The 16856-nt window shown below is 67.1% G+C and carries 17 protein-coding genes, 1 other RNA gene and 1 riboswitch; of the genes, 14 read left to right on the top strand and 4 right to left on the bottom strand.

The features are described from left to right. Window positions 1-6: 6 nt before the first annotated feature. The 14 genes from aroA (at window position 7) to AC1DEM_RS02115 (ending at window position 12180) form a co-directional block, all read left to right on the top strand. Window positions 7-1410, top strand: a complete 1404-nt coding sequence (gene aroA / locus AC1DEM_RS02180) for a 3-phosphoshikimate 1-carboxyvinyltransferase (RefSeq protein WP_476882883.1) — start codon at window positions 7-9, stop codon at window positions 1408-1410. Then, window positions 1394-2509 carry a ribosome small subunit-dependent GTPase A gene (rsgA, locus tag AC1DEM_RS02175; protein ID WP_476882882.1) on the top strand — a complete coding sequence of 372 codons (1116 nt, stop codon included), beginning with the start codon at window positions 1394-1396 and terminating at the stop codon, window positions 2507-2509. The genes aroA and rsgA overlap by 17 nt, the downstream gene beginning before the upstream one ends. A gap of 77 nt (window positions 2510-2586) precedes the next feature. Further along, window positions 2587-3399: a histidinol-phosphatase gene (gene hisN / locus AC1DEM_RS02170; protein ID WP_277522992.1), complete on the top strand. Its 813-nt coding sequence runs from the start codon at window positions 2587-2589 to the stop codon at window positions 3397-3399. 97 nt (window positions 3400-3496) lie between these two features. Further along, window positions 3497-4990 (top strand): glutamyl-tRNA reductase, encoded by a 1494-nt coding sequence (locus tag AC1DEM_RS02165; RefSeq protein ID WP_476882881.1) that lies wholly within the window; start codon window positions 3497-3499, stop codon window positions 4988-4990. A gap of 77 nt (window positions 4991-5067) precedes the next feature. Further along, a riboswitch (SAM riboswitch) is annotated at window positions 5068-5181 on the top strand. Between the two features lie 35 nt (window positions 5182-5216). Then, complete coding sequence (locus AC1DEM_RS02160) at window positions 5217-6635, top strand: aminotransferase class V-fold PLP-dependent enzyme (protein WP_476882880.1); 1419 nt, start codon at window positions 5217-5219, stop codon at window positions 6633-6635. 69 nt (window positions 6636-6704) lie between these two features. After that, complete coding sequence (locus AC1DEM_RS02155) at window positions 6705-7466, top strand: class I SAM-dependent methyltransferase (protein ID WP_476882879.1); 762 nt, start codon at window positions 6705-6707, stop codon at window positions 7464-7466. A 133-nt stretch (window positions 7467-7599) separates the two neighbouring features. Further along, window positions 7600-8886, top strand: a complete 1287-nt coding sequence (locus AC1DEM_RS02150) for an Nramp family divalent metal transporter (protein ID WP_476882878.1) — start codon at window positions 7600-7602, stop codon at window positions 8884-8886. Window positions 8887-8902: 16 nt separating this feature from the next. Continuing rightward, window positions 8903-9619, top strand: coding sequence for a metal-dependent transcriptional regulator (locus tag AC1DEM_RS02145; RefSeq protein WP_476882877.1), 717 nt, complete (start codon window positions 8903-8905; stop codon window positions 9617-9619). 12 nt (window positions 9620-9631) lie between these two features. Continuing rightward, window positions 9632-10081 carry a fluoride efflux transporter FluC gene (locus AC1DEM_RS02140; protein WP_476882876.1) on the top strand — a complete coding sequence of 150 codons (450 nt, stop codon included), beginning with the start codon at window positions 9632-9634 and terminating at the stop codon, window positions 10079-10081. After that, window positions 10078-10449, top strand: coding sequence for a fluoride efflux transporter CrcB (gene crcB, locus AC1DEM_RS02135; protein ID WP_476882875.1), 372 nt, complete (start codon window positions 10078-10080; stop codon window positions 10447-10449). The genes AC1DEM_RS02140 and crcB overlap by 4 nt, the downstream gene beginning before the upstream one ends. A gap of 38 nt (window positions 10450-10487) precedes the next feature. Further along, complete coding sequence (locus tag AC1DEM_RS02130) at window positions 10488-10859, top strand: hypothetical protein (protein WP_476882874.1); 372 nt, start codon at window positions 10488-10490, stop codon at window positions 10857-10859. Window positions 10860-10906: 47 nt separating this feature from the next. Then, the gene (locus AC1DEM_RS02125; protein WP_256336428.1) at window positions 10907-11041 is read left to right on the top strand and encodes a hypothetical protein; all 135 of its coding nucleotides are present in this window, start codon (window positions 10907-10909) and stop codon (window positions 11039-11041) included. A gap of 280 nt (window positions 11042-11321) precedes the next feature. After that, on the top strand, window positions 11322-11792 hold the full coding sequence (locus AC1DEM_RS02120; protein ID WP_476882873.1) for a DUF6325 family protein: 471 nt from the start codon (window positions 11322-11324) through the stop codon (window positions 11790-11792). Between the two features lie 37 nt (window positions 11793-11829). Continuing rightward, entirely contained in the window at window positions 11830-12180 is a 351-nt protein-coding gene (locus AC1DEM_RS02115) for an SHOCT domain-containing protein (protein WP_476882872.1), read from the top strand. A 142-nt stretch (window positions 12181-12322) separates the two neighbouring features. Here AC1DEM_RS02115 and AC1DEM_RS02110 read toward each other — a convergent pair whose 3' ends face one another. The 4 genes from AC1DEM_RS02110 to AC1DEM_RS02095 all read right to left on the bottom strand — a co-directional run bounded on the left by AC1DEM_RS02110 (window position 12323) and on the right by AC1DEM_RS02095 (window position 16844). Beyond that, window positions 12323-14185: an alpha-amylase family glycosyl hydrolase gene (locus AC1DEM_RS02110; RefSeq protein WP_476882871.1), complete on the bottom strand. Its 1863-nt coding sequence runs from the start codon at window positions 14183-14185 to the stop codon at window positions 12323-12325. Between the two features lie 200 nt (window positions 14186-14385). Next, window positions 14386-14754: a transfer-messenger RNA gene (gene ssrA / locus AC1DEM_RS02105) on the bottom strand. A 101-nt stretch (window positions 14755-14855) separates the two neighbouring features. Beyond that, complete coding sequence (gene smpB, locus AC1DEM_RS02100) at window positions 14856-15326, bottom strand: SsrA-binding protein SmpB (RefSeq protein WP_476882870.1); 471 nt, start codon at window positions 15324-15326, stop codon at window positions 14856-14858. Window positions 15327-15428: 102 nt separating this feature from the next. Beyond that, window positions 15429-16844, bottom strand: a complete 1416-nt coding sequence (locus AC1DEM_RS02095) for a peptidoglycan DD-metalloendopeptidase family protein (RefSeq protein WP_476882869.1) — start codon at window positions 16842-16844, stop codon at window positions 15429-15431. Window positions 16845-16856: the final 12 nt, after the last annotated feature.

Here is a 16856-nt window from a genome sequence, read left to right as displayed (position 1 = left end):
ACGGTAATGACTGGCACCACCCCCTCAGCAGCTGCCCCTTCCCACTCTGCCGGCCTCCATACTGCCGGCGTCGGTCCGCACTGGCCCGCACCCCTGGCCGAGCGGCCGGTCGATGCCACTGTCACCGTTCCGGGGTCCAAGTCCCTGACCAACCGGTACCTCGTGCTGGCCGCTCTCGCGGATGGCCCGTCCCGGCTGCGGGCCCCCCTTCACTCCCGGGACTCAGCACTGATGATTGAGGCCCTGCGCCAGTTGGGGGCCACCGTCACGGAGGTTCCCGGCGACGGCGCCTTCGGCCCCGACCTGGAAATCAGCCCGATCAGCTTGGACGCCGCTGCGGCGGACACCGCGATCGACTGCGGCCTGGCCGGCACGGTCATGCGCTTTGTGCCTCCGGTGGCGGCGCTGCGCCGCGGCGAGTCCCGCTTCGACGGCGACCCGCACGCCCGCAAACGCCCGATGGGCACCATCATCGAGGCACTGGCCGGGCTGGGTGTGGCAGTGAACGCGCCCGACGGCGGTCCGGCGTCGTCGTTGCCCTTCACCGTCCACGGCACGGGCGAAGTACGCGGCGGCCACCTCATCATCGACGCCAGCGCGTCGTCCCAGTTCGTCTCCGCCCTGCTGCTGGCCGGCGCCCGCTTCACCGAAGGGCTCCATCTGGAACACGTCGGCAAGCCCGTACCGAGCCTGGACCACATCAACATGACCGTGGCCGTGCTGCGCGGCGTGGGCGTAGCGGTCGATGACTCAGTGCCGAACCACTGGATTGTCTCCCCAGGGCCGATCCGCGCCTTCGACCAGCGGATCGAGCAGGACCTCTCCAACGCCGGGCCCTTCCTCGCGGCGGCCCTGGCCACCCGCGGAACCGTGCGGATCCCGGACTGGCCCGCGGCGACCACCCAGGTCGGTGACCTCTGGCGCGGCATCCTGACCGCCATGGGCGCGACCGTGACAATGGATGCCGGCACCCTGACCGTCAGCGGCGGCCCGGAGATCAAGGGCGGCGACTTCGACGAGACCAGCGAGCTCGCCCCCACTGTGGCCGCGCTCTGCGCCCTCGCCACCGGCCCCTCGCGGCTGACCGGCATCGCCCACCTCCGGGGCCACGAAACGGACCGGCTCGCGGCCCTCGTCACCGAAATCAACGGCCTCGGCGGCGACGCCGAAGAGACCGCCGACGGACTCATCATCCGACCGGCCACGCTGCACGGCGGTGTGGTGCACAGCTACGCGGACCACCGCATGGCCACTGCCGGCGCCATTCTCGGCCTGGCCGTGCCCGGCGTGGAGGTCGAGGACATCGCGACCACGGCCAAGACGATGCCCGATTTCCCGCAACTCTGGGAAGCAATGCTGGCACAGGGACCCGCCGCAGATGAGGACACCGCCGGTGGCACGCAGCACTGATTCCTGGGACGAGTCCGACGTCCGGATCCGTCCTAACAAGAAGGGCACCCGCCCCCGCACCAAGGACCGGCCCAGTTACGACGACGCCGTCACCGGACGCATCATCACCGTGGACCGCGGCCGCTACACCGCCGTCGTCGCCGAAGGGACCGCCGACGAACGCAAGATCATTGCGGCCCGGGCCCGGGAGCTGCGCCGCAATCCCGTGGTTGCCGGCGACTTCGTCTCCCTGGTGGGGGACGTCACCGGCGAGCCCGACACCCTGGCGCGGCTGGTCAAGATCCAGGACCGCAAGACCCTGCTGCGCCGCAGCGCCGACGACACGGACCCGATCGAACGCGCCGTGGTGGCCAACGCCGACCAGTTGGTTGTGGTGGTTGCCGCCGCCAATCCCGAGCCGCGGACCGGCTTCATCGACCGCGCGCTGGTAGCCGCGTACGACGCCGGCATCGAGCCGCTGCTGCTCGTCACCAAAGCCGACGTCAAGGATCCCGCCGAGCTGTTGTCCAACTACCAGCATCTCGATTTCCCCGTCATCATCTCCAAGACCGCAGACTCCGCCGCTTCCGGCATCGACGCCCGCTCCGACGACGGGCTCTCCGCCCGGCTCGACAAGGACGCGGTGTCCCAGCTGCGCAACTACCTCGACGGCAAGGTCACCGTGATGCTGGGCCATTCCGGCGTCGGCAAGTCCACCATGGTCAACGCCCTGACCGGGGCCGAGCGGGCCACGGGAGGCGTCAACGCGGTCACGGGCCGCGGCCGGCACACGTCATCCTCCGCGCTGGCGCTCAAAGTCAACGATGCCCCGGCCGGCAGCTGGATCATCGACACCCCCGGCATCCGGTCCTTCGGGCTGGCCCATGTGGACCCGGACCGGATCCTCCGCTCCTTCCCGGACCTGGAACCGGGCACCGACGACTGCGAACGCGGCTGCAAGCACGACGCCACCGCCGTCAACTGCGGCGTCGACAAGTGGGTTGCCGCCGGGCATGCCGGGCCCTCCGGACCCGCCAGGCTCGCGTCCCTGCGCCGGCTGCTGGGCACAGACCCGCGGATGGAAGCGCAGGAAACCAAGGAACTGGGCACCGTCTCCTAGCCCGCCCCGCAGTAGGACCTGCGGCGCCGGGCCGCGGCCTCCCGCCCGGCAGCCCGGTTTGCCGGTAGTTTGGAACCATGAGCCAACCCGCTTCAAGCTACAACGATGACCTGCGCCTTGCCCATGTCCTGGCAGATTCGGTCGACTCCCAGACCATGAGCCGCTTCAAGGCGCTCGACCTTCGGATCGAGACGAAGCCGGACCTGACGCCCGTCACCGATGCCGACAAGTCCGCCGAGGAGGCCATCCGTGGCCAGCTCTCCCGGTCCCGGCCGCGCGACGCGGTCCTGGGCGAAGAATTCGGCAGTTCTGGCCATGGCTCCCGCCGCTGGATCATTGACCCGATCGATGGCACCAAGAACTTTGTCCGCGGCGTCCCGGTCTGGGCCACCCTGATCGCCCTCGTCGATGAGGGCGAGCCGGTGGTCGGCGTCGTCAGCGCGCCGGCGCTGGGCAAACGCTGGTGGGCCGCCAAGGGTGCGGGCGCCTACACAGGCCGCTCGCTCGCCGCCGCCACACGGCTGAAGGTCTCCAACGTCTCCAACCTCGAGGACGCCTCGCTGTCCTACTCCAGCCTGGGCGGCTGGAAGCAGCGCGGGAACCTGGACGAGTTCCTGGGCCTCACCGAGGAAGTCTGGCGCACCCGTGCCTACGGCGACTTCTGGTCCTACTGCCTCGTTGCCGAGGGTGCCGTGGACATCGCCTGCGAGCCTGAGCTGAACCTCTACGACATGGCGGCCCTGGTGCCGATCGTTACCGAGGCCGGCGGCCGCTTCACCTCGCTCGAGGGCGAGGACGGCCCCTTCGGCGGCAACGCCCTCGCCACCAACTCCATCCTCCACTCAGAAGTCCTCAAGCGGCTCAACCCCGACCTCGACGACCTCCTCTAGGCCCCCTCAAGGATTCCCAAGGGCCGCTGTACGACGCTGTCCCCAGCTTCGCTGCCGTCAAGGCGCGGAGCGGGCATCGAGTGGCAGGAGGGCAGCCATGTCTGGATCGGTTCACCCCAAGGATCCCGAAACCCCCGACGCCGGCGTCGGTCCGGTTCTACTGGTCCTGGTTGCGAAGTACCGGGACCTGGACATTGAGTCCGCCGCCCGGCTCCAGGCCGTCTCCTCGGAGCTGGGCCAACATCTGCTCGCCAGCAGTTCCGCCGTGTCCGGAGCCGTGGTCGTGTCCACTTGCAGCCGCTTCGAGATCTACTGCGAGGTGGCGTCCAGGGACCATGTAGATGCCGCCTGCACCGTTGCCCTGGGTACGGTCCGCCTCTGCACGGGCCTGCCCGCCGTCCGGCTTGCGTCCCTGTTCGAACACTCGTCTGGCGCGTCCGCGGCGGAGCATCTCTTCGCCGTTGCAGCCGGCCTGAACTCCGTTGTGGTGGGTGAGCGTCAAGTCGCCGGCCAGGTCCGCCGCGCCCTCGCTGAAGCACAAGCCGCAGGTACTGCGAGCGGGCTTTTGGTCCGGCTGTTTCAGGAGGCCTCCCGCACGGGCAGGGACGTGGGGGCGCGGACCACGCTCAGCAGCGCCAGCAGGTCCATAGCCTCGGTGGCCCTTGAACTGGCCACTGCCGGAGTCGCGTACCCGTCCCTGACTGATGCTTCCGTAGTCCTCTTCGGCACCGGTTCCTACGCCGCGTGCGTCGCGGAGATCCTCAGGAGCAAACGATGCCCCACCATTTCCGTCTTCTCCCAATCCGGCCGCGCGGAGGCCTTTGTGGCAAGCAGGGGTGGCACGGCGCTGACGGCACAGGTGCTGCCCGCCGCTGTTGCCCGGGCAGACATACTGATTGGCTGCAGCGGCACGGAGACGCGCATCGCTGCCGGCCAACTGGCGCAGTGGAGAGGTGGCAGTGGCCGTGCCCTCACCGTCGTCGATCTCGCTCTGAGCCATGACTTCGACCCCCACGTGGCGGATCTGCCGGGCATTGAACTGATCACCCTGGATTCAGTGCGATCCGCGGCTCCCCCTGCGGACTCCGAGGCGCTCCGCCTCGCCCGCACAATGGTCCGGCAGGCGGCGCACCGTTTCGAAGATCGAGAGGAACTGCGCGCAGTCGACGCCGCCATCGTGGCCCTGCGCCGGCACGTCCAGCAGGTCCTCGAGGCCGAAGTGGAGCGCACCATGAAGCAACATGGGCGCGGCGCCCAGGCAGAGGATGTGAACCTCGCGATGCGCCGGCTGGTCCGCCGGCTGCTTCACCTCCCCACGGTCCGCGCCAGGGAACTGGCCACGGACGGCCGCCAGCACGACTACGCGGCTGCGCTGGAAGCCCTGTTCGGCCTCAGCGTCCAGCCCGCTGGCGGCCGGAGCCCCGGGACCGCCACTGTGGTCGGCTTGAGGCGGCCGACTTGGGAATTGAGGGAGGCGGAGTCTGCGATGAGAGCGTGCGGCGGGGCCGATCCGCGCGGCGGATGCCCGGGAGCCTGCCCGGCGCGCCGCGTCACAGTGCCGTCCTTGGATGGTGTCACGGCGGCTCCGTAGCCCTGGTCCGTAACAATCCGCTTCACAATCGGTGACCGCCTTTTCCCCGGCTGCGCGTATGTCCTACGCTCGATGCAGGTCACGAGTGCCAGCGCTAAACCCCGGTTTGCTGGCCGGCAACCCTCCAGACGCGGTGGGGTGCCCCGGGTGACGACCTGGCCGGTCCGGAACGGACCCGGCAAGCGCGGATTCCCACGATGTGGGGGTCCTGGTCGAGTGAGGTCCCATGACAACTGCCATTTTTCCCGCTGCCCCCGAATTTCACGCCCTCGCGGGCCGCCCGCTGGCGGCCGTCACCGGGGCCGAAATCCAGGCCCCGCTGATCACAGGCGGCCATGCCCGCTACGCCAACCTCGACTACGGCGCCTCCGCCCCGGCCCTGTCCGTGGTCTCGGCCTACTTGAACGAAATCCTGCCTTACTACGCGAGCGTGCACCGCGGCGCCGGCTACGCATCGCAGATCAGCACGTCCGTCTACGAGAATGCCCGGGACATCGTGCGGGACTTCGTGGGCGGCCGGGCGGACGATTCCGTGATCTTCACCCGCAACACCACCGATTCCCTGAACCTGCTGGCCGGCTGCCTGCCGCTCCGTGACGGCCGGCCCACGGGCGAGGTCCTGTATCTCGACATCGAGCACCACGCCAACCTCCTGCCCTGGCAGAGTGTCCCGCACCGCAGCGTCGTCGCTGCCCCCACCCTTGCGGCCACCGTGGACCGCCTGCGGGACGAGCTCGCGCGCGGCGGCGTCAGCCTGCTGGCCGTCACCGGCGCTTCCAATGTCACGGGGGAAATCCTGCCGATCCGGACCCTCGCCGCCCTGGCGCACGAGTACGGCGCCAGGATCGTTGTCGACGCCGCACAGCTGGCCCCGCACCGGCGGATCGACATCACCGCGGACGACGTCGACTACCTCGCCTTCTCGGGGCACAAGCTGTACGCCCCGTTCGGCACCGGCGTGCTGGTGGGCCGGACGGACTGGCTCGACGCCGGCACCCCGCACCTGGCCGGCGGCGGCGCGGTCCGCGACGCCCGGCTCGACTCCGTCAGCTGGACCACCGGACCCGCCCGGCACGAGGGCGGCTCGCCGAACGTCCTCGGTGCGGCCGCGCTGGCCCGCGCCACCCAGGTGATCGCAGCCCTGGACCCGGAACAGTGGCAGGCCCACGAGGACGCCATCCGGTCCTTCCTCGTCGAGGGCCTGCAGGGCATCGACGGCGTGACCGTGCACCGGATTTTTGCCGATTCGTCCACCCCTTCTTCCCCCGGAGGCGACTTGCCGGGCACCGGCACCATCGGTGTCGTAAACTTTTCCGTGGAAGGCTACGACGCCGGGCTGGTGGCCGCCTACCTGTCGGCCGAACACGGCATTGGCCTGCGCGACGGGCGCTTCTGCGCCCACCCGCTGCTCAAGCGGCTCGGCCTGCCCGCCGGCTCCTTGCGGGCCAGCTTCGGCCTCGGCTCACGGCTGGAGGATGCCGAGCGCCTGCTGGCCGGCCTGCAGCAGTTGCGGCAGAACGGACTCGGCTGGGACTACGTGGTGGACGCCGGCCGCTGGGTGCCGGCCAACGATACCCGCAGCTACCCCCACTGGGCCCCGAACACCCCGGGCACCGCCGGTGCCGCGCCCTGCACGGAGGACTAGGCACGGCGCCCGTGCGGTAAATTCGAAAGGTATCTGAAACCAGCAGTACCTTCCCGAAGGAGAGCGCACGTGGCAAGCGGCGGGCCCAAGCTCCACAGTGAGCGGCGCCAGGAACTCGGCCAAAGTTTCCAGGACGGCGGCGAGCACTACGAACGCGTCCGCCCGGGGTATCCGCAGGAGTCGGCCGACTGGCTGATCCCGGCGGGGGCCAAGGATGCCGCGGACATCGGCGCCGGCACCGGCAAGTTCACTGCGCTTCTGGCGGCCCGCGGCCTGCATACGGTGGCCATTGATCCCTCGGCCGACATGCTGGAGCAGTTGCGCCGCACCCTGCCGGAGGTCACCGCCATCGAGGGCAGCGCCGAGGACACGGGCCTGCCGCCGGAGACGTTCGATCTCGTCACGGTCGCCCAGGCATGGCACTGGTGCGATCCCCGCCTGGCGAGCACCGAGATTGCCCGGATCCTGCGGCCGCACGGTGTGCTGGGCCTGATCTGGAACCAACTGGACACCGCTGCGCCCTGGGTGCACCGGCTCTCGCGCATCATGCACGCCGGGGACGTCCACAAACCGCACTTCCGCCCGCCCGTGGGTTCCGAGTTCACCGGGCTGGAGAGCCACCTGACCCGGTGGGAGGATTCGGTCACCACGGCGGACATCCAGGAGCTGACAAAGTCCCGCAGCTACTACCTCGCGGCATCGGATTCCACCCGGGCCAAAGTAATGTCCAACCTCGACTGGTACCTGCACGAGCATCTGGGCCATGCCCCAGGCGCAGTGCTGCGGCTGCCCTACCTGACCCAGACGTGGCGGGCCTTCCGGATTGCGTAAGGCCCCGGCCGGGGCATATTGTTTCGGTATGCCTAATAGTCGCTTGTAGGCATGCGAAACTTTGAACCGGGCGCTTTTCCGGCCGGTGCCGATCATCGCGTCAACGCAGACGCGCCATTCACGGGAGCTGGCAGTGCTGGATGTAAGGGGCCACGAGCAGTCGCCGCAGGACGCGCGCACCTATAAACATCCGGGTGCCCGCAGGGCCCTGATCGGCCTGCTGGGGCCGGCGTTCGTGGCGTCGATCGCCTACGTGGACCCCGGAAACGTGGCCGCCAACCTGACCGCAGGCGCACAGTACGGCTACCTGCTGGTGTGGGTACTCGTGGTCGCCAACATCATGGCAGTCCTAGTCCAGTACCAGTCCGCCAAGCTCGGGATCGTCACGGGAAAGAGCCTCCCGGAGATCCTCGGCGAGCGGCTCAAACCGTTCTGGCGTCGCGCCTTCTGGCTGCAGGCCGAAGTCGTGGCCGCCGCTACCGACCTCGCCGAGGTGGTGGGCGGGGCAATCGCCCTGTACCTGCTTTTCGGACTCCCCCTCCCCCTTGGCGCCGTGATTGTCGGTGCGGTGTCGATGCTCCTGCTCGCGGTGCAGGCCCGACAGAAACAGCGGCCCTTCGAATTCATCATCATGTTCCTGCTCGGCATCATCACCATCGGTTTCCTGGCCGGGCTGTTCATCAGCCCGCCGGATCCGCGCGCCGCCCTGGCCGGGCTGGTGCCCGGCTTCCAGGGTCCGGAGACTGTGCTGCTGGCCGCCAGCATGCTCGGCGCTACCGTCATGCCGCACGCCATCTACGTCCATTCGGCCCTGTCCCGGGACCGGCACCGCCCAGACGAACACCTGCATGTTCCACCGGCGGCCGTCGCGCGCCTGGTCAGGGCTACCCGGTTCGACGTCGTGGCCGCGCTGGCGATCGCCGGGCTGGTCAACATCGGCATGCTGCTCCTTGCCGCTTCCACCCTTGGCGGGGAAGAGGGCACGGAGACGATCGAGGGCGCGCACGCCGCCATCACCGCCAATCTCGGCCCCATCATCGGTGTGATCTTCGCAGTCGGGCTGCTCGCGTCCGGCCTGGCCTCGACCTCGGTGGGCTGCTATGCAGGCGGAACCATCATGCAGGGCCTGCTCAAGATCAAGATTCCTGTCATGGCCCGGCGCGTGGTGACCCTGATTCCGGCCGTTGTGCTGCTGGCGGTCGGCTTCGACCCCACCTGGGCGCTCGTCTTGAGCCAGGTGGTCCTCAGCTTCGGGATTCCCTTTGTCCTCGTCCCGCTGGTGGTACTGACCAGCAGCAAGGCCCTGATGGGCCGGTTTGCCGACGGCCTGGCCCTCCGCATCGCAGCCATCATCAGCGTGGTGCTCGTCGTGGCACTTAATGTGGTGCTGCTGTGGCTCACTTTCTCCCGAGGAAGCTGACGGTAGGCTTAGGTCTGTGAAGACCAGTGCGCCCTCCTCCTCGATCGAGGACTACGTCAAGGTCATCTATTCGTTCACCGAATGGCAGCCGAAACCCATCACCTCCACGCAGCTGGCGCAGCGCCTGGGCGTCGCCAACTCCTCGGTTTCGGAAATGGTCCGCAAGCTCAAGGACCAAGGCCTCGTAGACCACAAGCCCTATAGTGCCGTCACTCTCACCAGCGACGGCGTCCGGCTCGCCCTGTCCATGGTCCGGCGGCACCGGTTGCTCGAGACTTTCCTCGTCCGGGAGCTCGGCTACCGCTGGGACGAGGTCCACGACGAAGCAGAGCTCCTTGAGCACGCCGTCTCCGACACCTTCATTGAGCGGATGGCGGCCAAGCTCGGAAACCCCGCCCGGGACCCGCACGGCGATCCCATCCCGGCCGCGGACGGCTCCGTGCTGGTGCCCGCCGCCCACCGCCTGAGCGAACTCGACGACGGCCATACCGGCCGGATCACCCGGATCAGCGACGAGAACCCGGAGCTGCTGCGCTACCTCGCCGCCCAGGACATCGACCTCGACGCCGAGGTGGAGGTGGTGGGCCGGAGGCCGTTCGGCGGTCCGATCGTGGTGCGGATCGGTGCCGCCGCGGCACCGCGGGAATTCGACTTTGCCGAAGAAGTCGCCTCGGCCCTCTGGGTCCACAGCGATGCCGCGCACGCAGGCTGCAGCGCCCCCGCCCATGATTGAAACGTGAGCTGAGTGAAAAGCGCGCTGGACGATCGCCGGACCGTGCCGCGCCCCGGCGTACCGGGCTGGAAGGCCTGGTCCGCCGTCGCCGTCGGCGGGTTGATCGGAACTGAGCTGCGGTTCGGCGCCGGCCTGATGTTCCCCGACAACGCCGGTGAGGTGCCGTGGACCACGCTGGCGATCAACGTGGCCGGGAGCTTCATCCTGGCCACGTTGACCACCATCTGGATCGCGCGGCCACAGACGGCGTTCTGGCTGCGCGCCGGCATCGGCCCCGGCCTTCTGGGGTCCTTCACCACTTTTTCAGCGCTGGTCATAGTCATTGACCAGCAGTTCCGCGGCGGCTATCACGCCACCTGGCTGGCCTACCTCGGGCTCTCGCTCGTCCTGGGCCTCGGGGCCGCCGCCGCCGGCTGGAAAACCGGCAAAGCGATTGCCGACCTCGGCGGAGGTGCCCAATGATCACCGCGTTCGTGGTCGGGGCATGCGGCGTGGCGGGAGCACTGCTGCGGTTCGCCGTCGACTCCTGGTTTGCGCACCACCAAGGCTCCCGGCCGCACTGGCCGTGGGCAACGTTTGCTGTCAACGTCACCGGATCGTTCATCATCGGTTTAGCCGTGGGCCTGACCGGCCACATGGAGTTGGGAGCCGACTGGCACGCGGCCATCGCGACCGGACTGGCCGGCGGCCTGACCACCTTCAGCTCATGGACCACCGCAACGGTCCGCCTGGTCAGCGAAACGCGTTACCGGGCGGCGGCGCTCAACGTAGCCTCGAATCTGCTCGCGGGGCTCGCGGCCGCGGCCTGCGGGCTCTATCTCGCCGGCTGAGGGCCTTTAGGGTGCCGTCGTTCCCGTATCGTTGAAGGATGATTACGCGACGTGAAGCAGCCCAGGTCCTCGACATCCCCCTGGAAATGGCGCACCGTCACGGCATCCCCGCACGGCTGTCCGAGGCCGAGCTCGGCGAACTGCTGGACAACCCCCCGGCCTGGCTGGTCCAGTCCAGGGCAAACCGGACAGGCAAGCGGCCCGTCTGGGTCCAGCTGACCTGCGCCGTCTGTGGATTCTCCGAAGCCGCACGGCCCAAGAAATGGTGGCCGGACTTCACCTATGTCTGCTGCGCGCACCACGAGGCCCGCGACATCCCCGTCCTCGGACCCGGGCTCGTGCGCAGTGTGTATGACGGCGTCGGCAGCCGCTTCGCAGGCATCGTGGACGCCGCGGTTCCCGAGGCGTAGCTTAAAAGACGGGGCCACCCCGGGCCCCAGCCGTGAGGGAGAGCACCATGCCTGACAAGACGCCGCACCAGAGCGTTTCGAAAAAGTCGGTCAAGACCATCAAGGAAAAACGGGCCGAGAAAAAGGCGAAGCACGTCGTTGATGCCCACACCGATCCTGTGGCACACATCAAGAAGCGCTGAATACTCATAGGGCCGGAAGCCGTTGCTTCCGGCCCTATGATGTGCCCCCTCGGGCTCACCCGAAACGGATGATGCGGGGGGACTTCCGTAGGCGCTTTAGTGTTCTTGAGATCCCTCGTCGGGAGAGCCAGTGTCCTGACCCACGGCTCGGCCCCGACGGCCTAGCCGGGGGTTCGGCAACAGAATCATTCGGCGCGGGTGGTGACGTCCCCGGGAGGGGACGTCCACACTAAGGACAGCGCGCTGGACGGTGCGCCCGAAACAGACCGGAGGAATGCCAGTGACTACCACACCGGAGACCGAGGCCCACGGGCCGGTCGACTTCGTACTCCTCGAGTTCCCCCTGGCGGGACTGACGGGACGGGCCAGTGAAGAACTCGTCAAACTCGTCGAGCAGGGCGTGATCCGCCTCTTCGATCTCCTCGTCATCATGAAGAACGAGGACGGCACGGTGGAGGTGCTCGAACTCACCGACCCAGGTGGCCCAGCGGCTAGCTTCGCCTACTTCGAAGGCGCACGGACAGGGCTTCTCGGCGATGACGATATTGCCGAGGCAACGGCCGCCGTCCTGCCAGGTACGGTCGCCGCGCTGATTGTCTACGAGAACACATGGGCAGCACCGTTCGTATCGGCCGTCCGCGAAAGCGGGGGCGAGCTCATCGCAAGCACGCGGATCCCTGCGCCGGACGTGATGGAAGCGCTCGACGCCCTCGAGGCCGCCGAGTCCGCACCGCCGGTAGCCGACGCATAATCCGACGCAGAAGAAGAGACGTGAGAGGAAAAGAATTATGGGACTTCTTAGGGGTATGGCCCGGACGGCGGTAGTGGCGGGAACGGCGTCGGCGGTGAACGGCCGCGTCCAGCGCCGGCAGGCTTCAAAGTTCGCCGAGAAGGACGCAGCGACCGCGGCCAAGCAGCAGGAGGCCTACGATGCGCAGATGGCGCAGCAGCAACCGCCACCACAGGCATACCAGCAACCTGTCTACCAGCAGCCGCCGCCCCCTCCCCCGCCCGCCGGCGGCGGTGGCATCAGCGACGACGCCATCCAGCAGCTCAAGGAGCTCGGAGCGCTGAAGGAGCAGGGAATTCTCACCGAAGAGGAGTTCGTGGCCCAGAAGGCGAAGATCCTCGGCACGTGACGTTCGGGGATCGGGTCAGGAAGGGAGGTGTCTGACGACACTTCCCTTCCCTGTGTCACGGGCGATTTAGGGCGCTGGTCTGCTCGCGCTGCCATTCCACGGTGCTGGGACTTAGGGCGCTGGGATTCTAGGGCGCTGGGATTTAGGGTGCCATGATGACGAAACCCGCCGGGGGGACATCGATCCTGATCGCCAGACCGTTCCGTGGCTCAGCGGCTGCCAGGGAGCCCACCTTGGTCTGGTCCGTTGAATAGAGGCATTCGAACTTGTCCCCGGCCGAGTGCAGGCCGGCATCAATGGTTACCCATGCTGTTCTCTGGGCGGCCCAATCAGTGTTGATGGCGCAGATAACCTCTCTGTTCGACACGATCCGGCTCCAGGCCACGATTGAGGTCATCCGTCCGGCGCCGATGCGTTCCGGGTACCAGAAGGTGTCGCCGTCCTCGGAGATGGGGCGCAGGTACTGCCGGCCGCGCCGCAGCGCGAGTTCCGTCTTCCGAACGGCCAGGATTTTTCCAAGTTCCTGATAGCTGTCCCTTGACTCATCGAAGAAGTGCCTGTCGCGGCTGCGGAACGATCCGAACGGGCCGCCGAACATCGCTTCCCGGATGTACCGGTCTGCCTTGAAGTCATCGGTGGGCGCCGGATTGACCTGCGGCGGAAATTTCCCGTCGAATCGCTGCTCGCTGCCGTAGTAGATGCACGGGATGCCGAGCGTGGTGGCGTTCAGGGCAAGGATGGCGAGCTCCAGGGCCCGGCCGTCCTGGTCGGCGGCGAACCGTGCCTTGTAGCTTTTCCCTTGGCGGACCAGGTCGTGGTCGTCAAAGGTTGTGACGACGTGGTTTCGGAACCAGGTGTGGGTCGCTTTATCGACCTGGATCGAGTTGCGGAAGAGATCGAAGTAGCCGGCGGGGTCGCCCCAGCCCTTGACGGCATCGACCATCCGTCCTTGCACGTCCGCCAAGCCCAGCGCAGCATCGAGCCCGGTCTGGTCCCGGAGCCTGATGGCCTCTTCGCGGCTCCCGGTGATTTCTCCGACGAGGAAAAATGAATCCTTGCCGAGGGTCTGGGCGAACTCATGAATGGTGGAGGCGAAGTACCGCGTGGCACCCGGGTCCATGTGCTTGACCGTGTCCACGCGGAAGCCATCGATGTCTGCATCCGCGATCCAGTACTTATACGCCTCGACGAGGGTTTGGAAGGCGGCCGAGGGCTGATATTCGTCCACCGGCCCGGCCCCCTGATGGATGTCCTTCAGCCCAAAGAAGTCCCCCTCGGTTGTCTCCTGGGGATCGTCCCAGTGGACGATCTGGCCCTTGCGGGTAAAAGCGACGTCGGACTGGAGTTCACCCGGCCAGACCGCGCTGTCCGTATCCGGCGGATTAACCGGCGCGGGGAACGGCAGGCTGGGAGCGCCGCCAGGATCCCGCCAACCGGCCACAGGATAGGTGGCCCCGGTCCACACGGGAACATAGGGCTGCCCGGTGGTGGCATCGACAGTGGCGTACTGGAACACGTCCGCGGAATGGTTGAGGATGACGTCGAGGATGACGTAAAGCCCGGCGTCGTGGGCAGCGGTCACCAGCTCTTTGAAGTCCTGGGCTGTGCCGAAGTGCGGGTCAACTTCGAGGAAGTTCTGTGTGCCATAGCCGTGGTAATCATCCGCGCCGGGCCGTTGCCGCAGTATGGGGCTGATCCAGAGCGCGGTGACTCCGAGCCTTGTCAGGTAGCCGAGTTTGGACTGTATCCCCTTCAAGGTCCCGCCGAGCCACTGGGTTCCCGCATTCTCCCAGTTCTGCATATCGGTGGCGGCCTGTACGGCATTGTTCGTGTCCCCAGGCGAAAACAGCGGCGTGCTGCCCTGCACGATCTGCCCTGCGGCGTCCTTGTAGCCGTCCTCCAATTCGTTGGAGAAACGGTCTATCAGCAGGAAGTAGATGACCTGGTCTGACCAGTCGCGCGGTGACGGGTGATATTGATTCGGGTTAATTGGATCCATCGGCATGATTGCCAAGTATGGTGAATTCCTCCGCGAGGCGGAAGGGCTTTCGGGTTCTTCCGGCCTTCCGCGGCGTGCTGGCCGCGCTGAGGGTGCACCGCCCGCTTCAGGAGCCGCCCTTAACGCACAAAACTCCCCGCCAACCGAAGTCAGCGGGGAGTTCTGTGTACCCAATACGGGGGTGGAGCACCGTTGCCGGGGCCCCTATGTGGAGATGGGGGGAATTGAACCCCCGTCCGATGTCGTGTTGTCAGGGCTTCTCCGGGCGCAGTTTGCGTTGGATTTTCTCGGCCCCAGCCATGCTACAAACAGCTGGCTGATCCGGGCCCAGTCATCTAAGAGTCCCGTTTACCCCGATGACGGAGGTAAACAGCAGTGGCTATCTAAATGACGCCAGGATCCGGGGCAATAGCAACCTCGGGCTGACGGACTGTCTTACTGCTTAGGCAGCGAGAGCGAAGTCAGTGCGTTTTGATTCGGCACTTATTGGTTTGCAGACAGCGTTTACGAGATAATTCTGCATCCTCGGCCCGCTTCACCTGTCGCGACTAACATCGTCGAAACCGATCATCCCCGTATTTTTTTATCAAACCCGGACAAGATACTTTCGTATCCTTCCCGGACTACCCATCATAACGCACCGCCTCCGGGAAACATTCCCCGGGGGCCCGCCGCGTTAGCGGCGGTTGCGTTCGCGCATGACCCGCAGCGCCTCGCGCTTGTCCTGCTGTTCGCGCAGCGTGTGGCGCTTGTCGTATTCCTTCTTGCCGCGGGCGACGCCGATTTCAACTTTTGCGCGTCCGTCTACGAAGTACAGCTGCAGGGGCACGATCGTGAACCCTGATTCGCGGATCTTATGCGAGATCTTCGTGAGCTCCTCGCGGTGCAGCAGCAGCTTGCGGCGGCGGCGTGCGGCGTGGTTGGTCCAGCTCCCCTGGTGGTACTCGGGGATGTGGATGCCCTCCATCCACAGCTCATCGTTGTAGAACGTGCAGAAGCCGTCAACCATCGAGGCATGGCCCTCGCGCAGCGACTTAACTTCCGTGCCCATCAGCGCAATGCCGGCCTCGTAGGTGTCAAGGATGAGGTAGTCGTGCCGGGCCTTGCGGTTGGTGGCCACTACCTTACGGCCACTTTCTTTGGGCACGGTAGGACTCCTAGGTTTTATTGGTGTTCACTCCGGCCAGGTGGTGCGGAGTCTTTCCAGTTTACGGCAGGGCGGCTGCCGCAGCGGATGGCCCGGGCGGGGCTACAGCAGGTTCATCGGGTCCACGGCCCGGCCATTGAGCCAGGTCTCGAAGTGCGCGTGGCAGCCGGTGGAGTTTCCTGTGGTCCCGGAGTAGGCGATCAGCTGTCCCTGTTCAACGTGCTGGCCGACCGAGACCGTCACGGACGTGTTGTGATAGTAGATCGTGGTCAGCGAGTTGCCCTGCACCACGCCGTGGGAAATCTTCACCCGGTTACCGCCGCCGTCGTTCCCCCAGCCCGCTGAGAAGACGGTGCCAGCCGCTGCGGCATACACAGGTGTGCCACACGTGGCGCCGAAGTCGATGCCCGTGTGCATGTAGCCGCCGGTGCCGTAGAAGTCGATGGTGCCGGGCGGCGTCGCCCGCCAGCCGAATCCGGAAGTGATGGGGATGTTGGCGTTGAACGGGTGTCGGAGGCCGAAGGCCGACGGTGAGCCCTGGGCGGGCGGAACGTACGGCTGGACGGCCTGTCCTTGGGCACGGGCAGCCGCAGCCGCGGCCTCGGCGATGCGCCGCTGCTCGGCGAGCCACGCCTCACGCAGCTTCCGGTCCCGTTCGGCGATTTCGGCGGCGACGGCGTCCTGCTGGGCCTTGACCTGGGCGATCTTGTTCTGGATGCCGGGCTTGGCGGCCTGGAGCTGCGCGTCGAGCCTGGTGGTGTCCGCGATGAGCTTGTCCACCGCGGCCTTCTTGGCCTCGGCCTCGTCCCGGGCTGCCTTTTCCCGTGCCAGTGCGGCGTCGGCCTTGGCCTTGAGATCCGTGATTTCAGTCTCGACGGCGGCCAGCCGGGCCTGCGCGTTGGTATTGGTTGCGCTTTGCTGAGTGAGCTTGTCCATCGCGGAGTTCTGGCTCCGAAGGGCCTGGTCCGCGAGGTCGATGGTGTCCGTCAGGCTGCTGCCCTGGTTCGAGCCGAAGAACAACGACAAGTTGGACGGGACGCCGCCGGACATGTAGGCCTGCGTGGCGATCTGCCCGATCAGCTTCCGGGTGCCTGCAATCTTCTGCTTGTCTGATTCGAGTTGCTGCGTGATTTTTGCCTTGTTCTGCTGGGCCAGGTCCACGCGGGCCGCCAGGGCCTCGACTTCCTGGACCGCGCCGGCCACCCGGCCCTGGGCATCCAGAAGGGCCTGCTGGGCGCCCGGGAGTTGCCCCTGGTACAGCACCAGGTCCGCCGCGGCCTGGGAGATCTTGGCGTCAACGAACTCGAGGGAGTCCTGGACCCGGGCCGCCTCGTCGCGGAGCGCGGCCTGCTGGTCTTCAAGGCTGTCGGCGACTGCCATGGGACCCGAGGCTCCCATGCTCCCGGCCAGGACCAGAGCCAGGGTGGCGCTGATCATCCGGCTGCGGCGTCCCACCAGCCGATGCCGGAGGGATTGCCGGAGCGATTGCGGGAGGGGGCGGCGGGCCAACGGTGTCATAAGCATTCCCTT

This window comes from Arthrobacter sp. 05T420, from assembly GCF_056396305.1.
The sequence above is the reverse complement of the archived record's forward strand: the minus strand, read 5'-3'. Positions and strand labels throughout refer to the sequence as shown.

Bases quoted from the DNA above. Each gene is read 5' to 3' on its own strand.
- aroA (WP_476882883.1), top strand. From the start codon at position 7: ATGACTGGCACCACCCCCTCAGCAGCTGCCCCTTCCCACTCTGCCGGC.
- hisN (WP_277522992.1), top strand. From the start codon at position 2,587: ATGAGCCAACCCGCTTCAAGCTACAACGATGACCTGCGCCTTGCCCAT.
- AC1DEM_RS02165 (WP_476882881.1), top strand. From the start codon at position 3,497: ATGTCTGGATCGGTTCACCCCAAGGATCCCGAAACCCCCGACGCCGGC.
- AC1DEM_RS02160 (WP_476882880.1), top strand. From the start codon at position 5,217: ATGACAACTGCCATTTTTCCCGCTGCCCCCGAATTTCACGCCCTCGCG.
- crcB (WP_476882875.1), top strand. From the start codon at position 10,078: ATGATCACCGCGTTCGTGGTCGGGGCATGCGGCGTGGCGGGAGCACTG.
- AC1DEM_RS02130 (WP_476882874.1), top strand. From the start codon at position 10,488: ATGATTACGCGACGTGAAGCAGCCCAGGTCCTCGACATCCCCCTGGAA.
- AC1DEM_RS02125 (WP_256336428.1), top strand. From the start codon at position 10,907: ATGCCTGACAAGACGCCGCACCAGAGCGTTTCGAAAAAGTCGGTCAAG.
- AC1DEM_RS02115 (WP_476882872.1), top strand. From the start codon at position 11,830: ATGGGACTTCTTAGGGGTATGGCCCGGACGGCGGTAGTGGCGGGAACG.
- AC1DEM_RS02110 (WP_476882871.1), bottom strand. From the start codon at position 14,185: ATGCCGATGGATCCAATTAACCCGAATCAATATCACCCGTCACCGCGC.
- AC1DEM_RS02095 (WP_476882869.1), bottom strand. From the start codon at position 16,844: ATGACACCGTTGGCCCGCCGCCCCCTCCCGCAATCGCTCCGGCAATCC.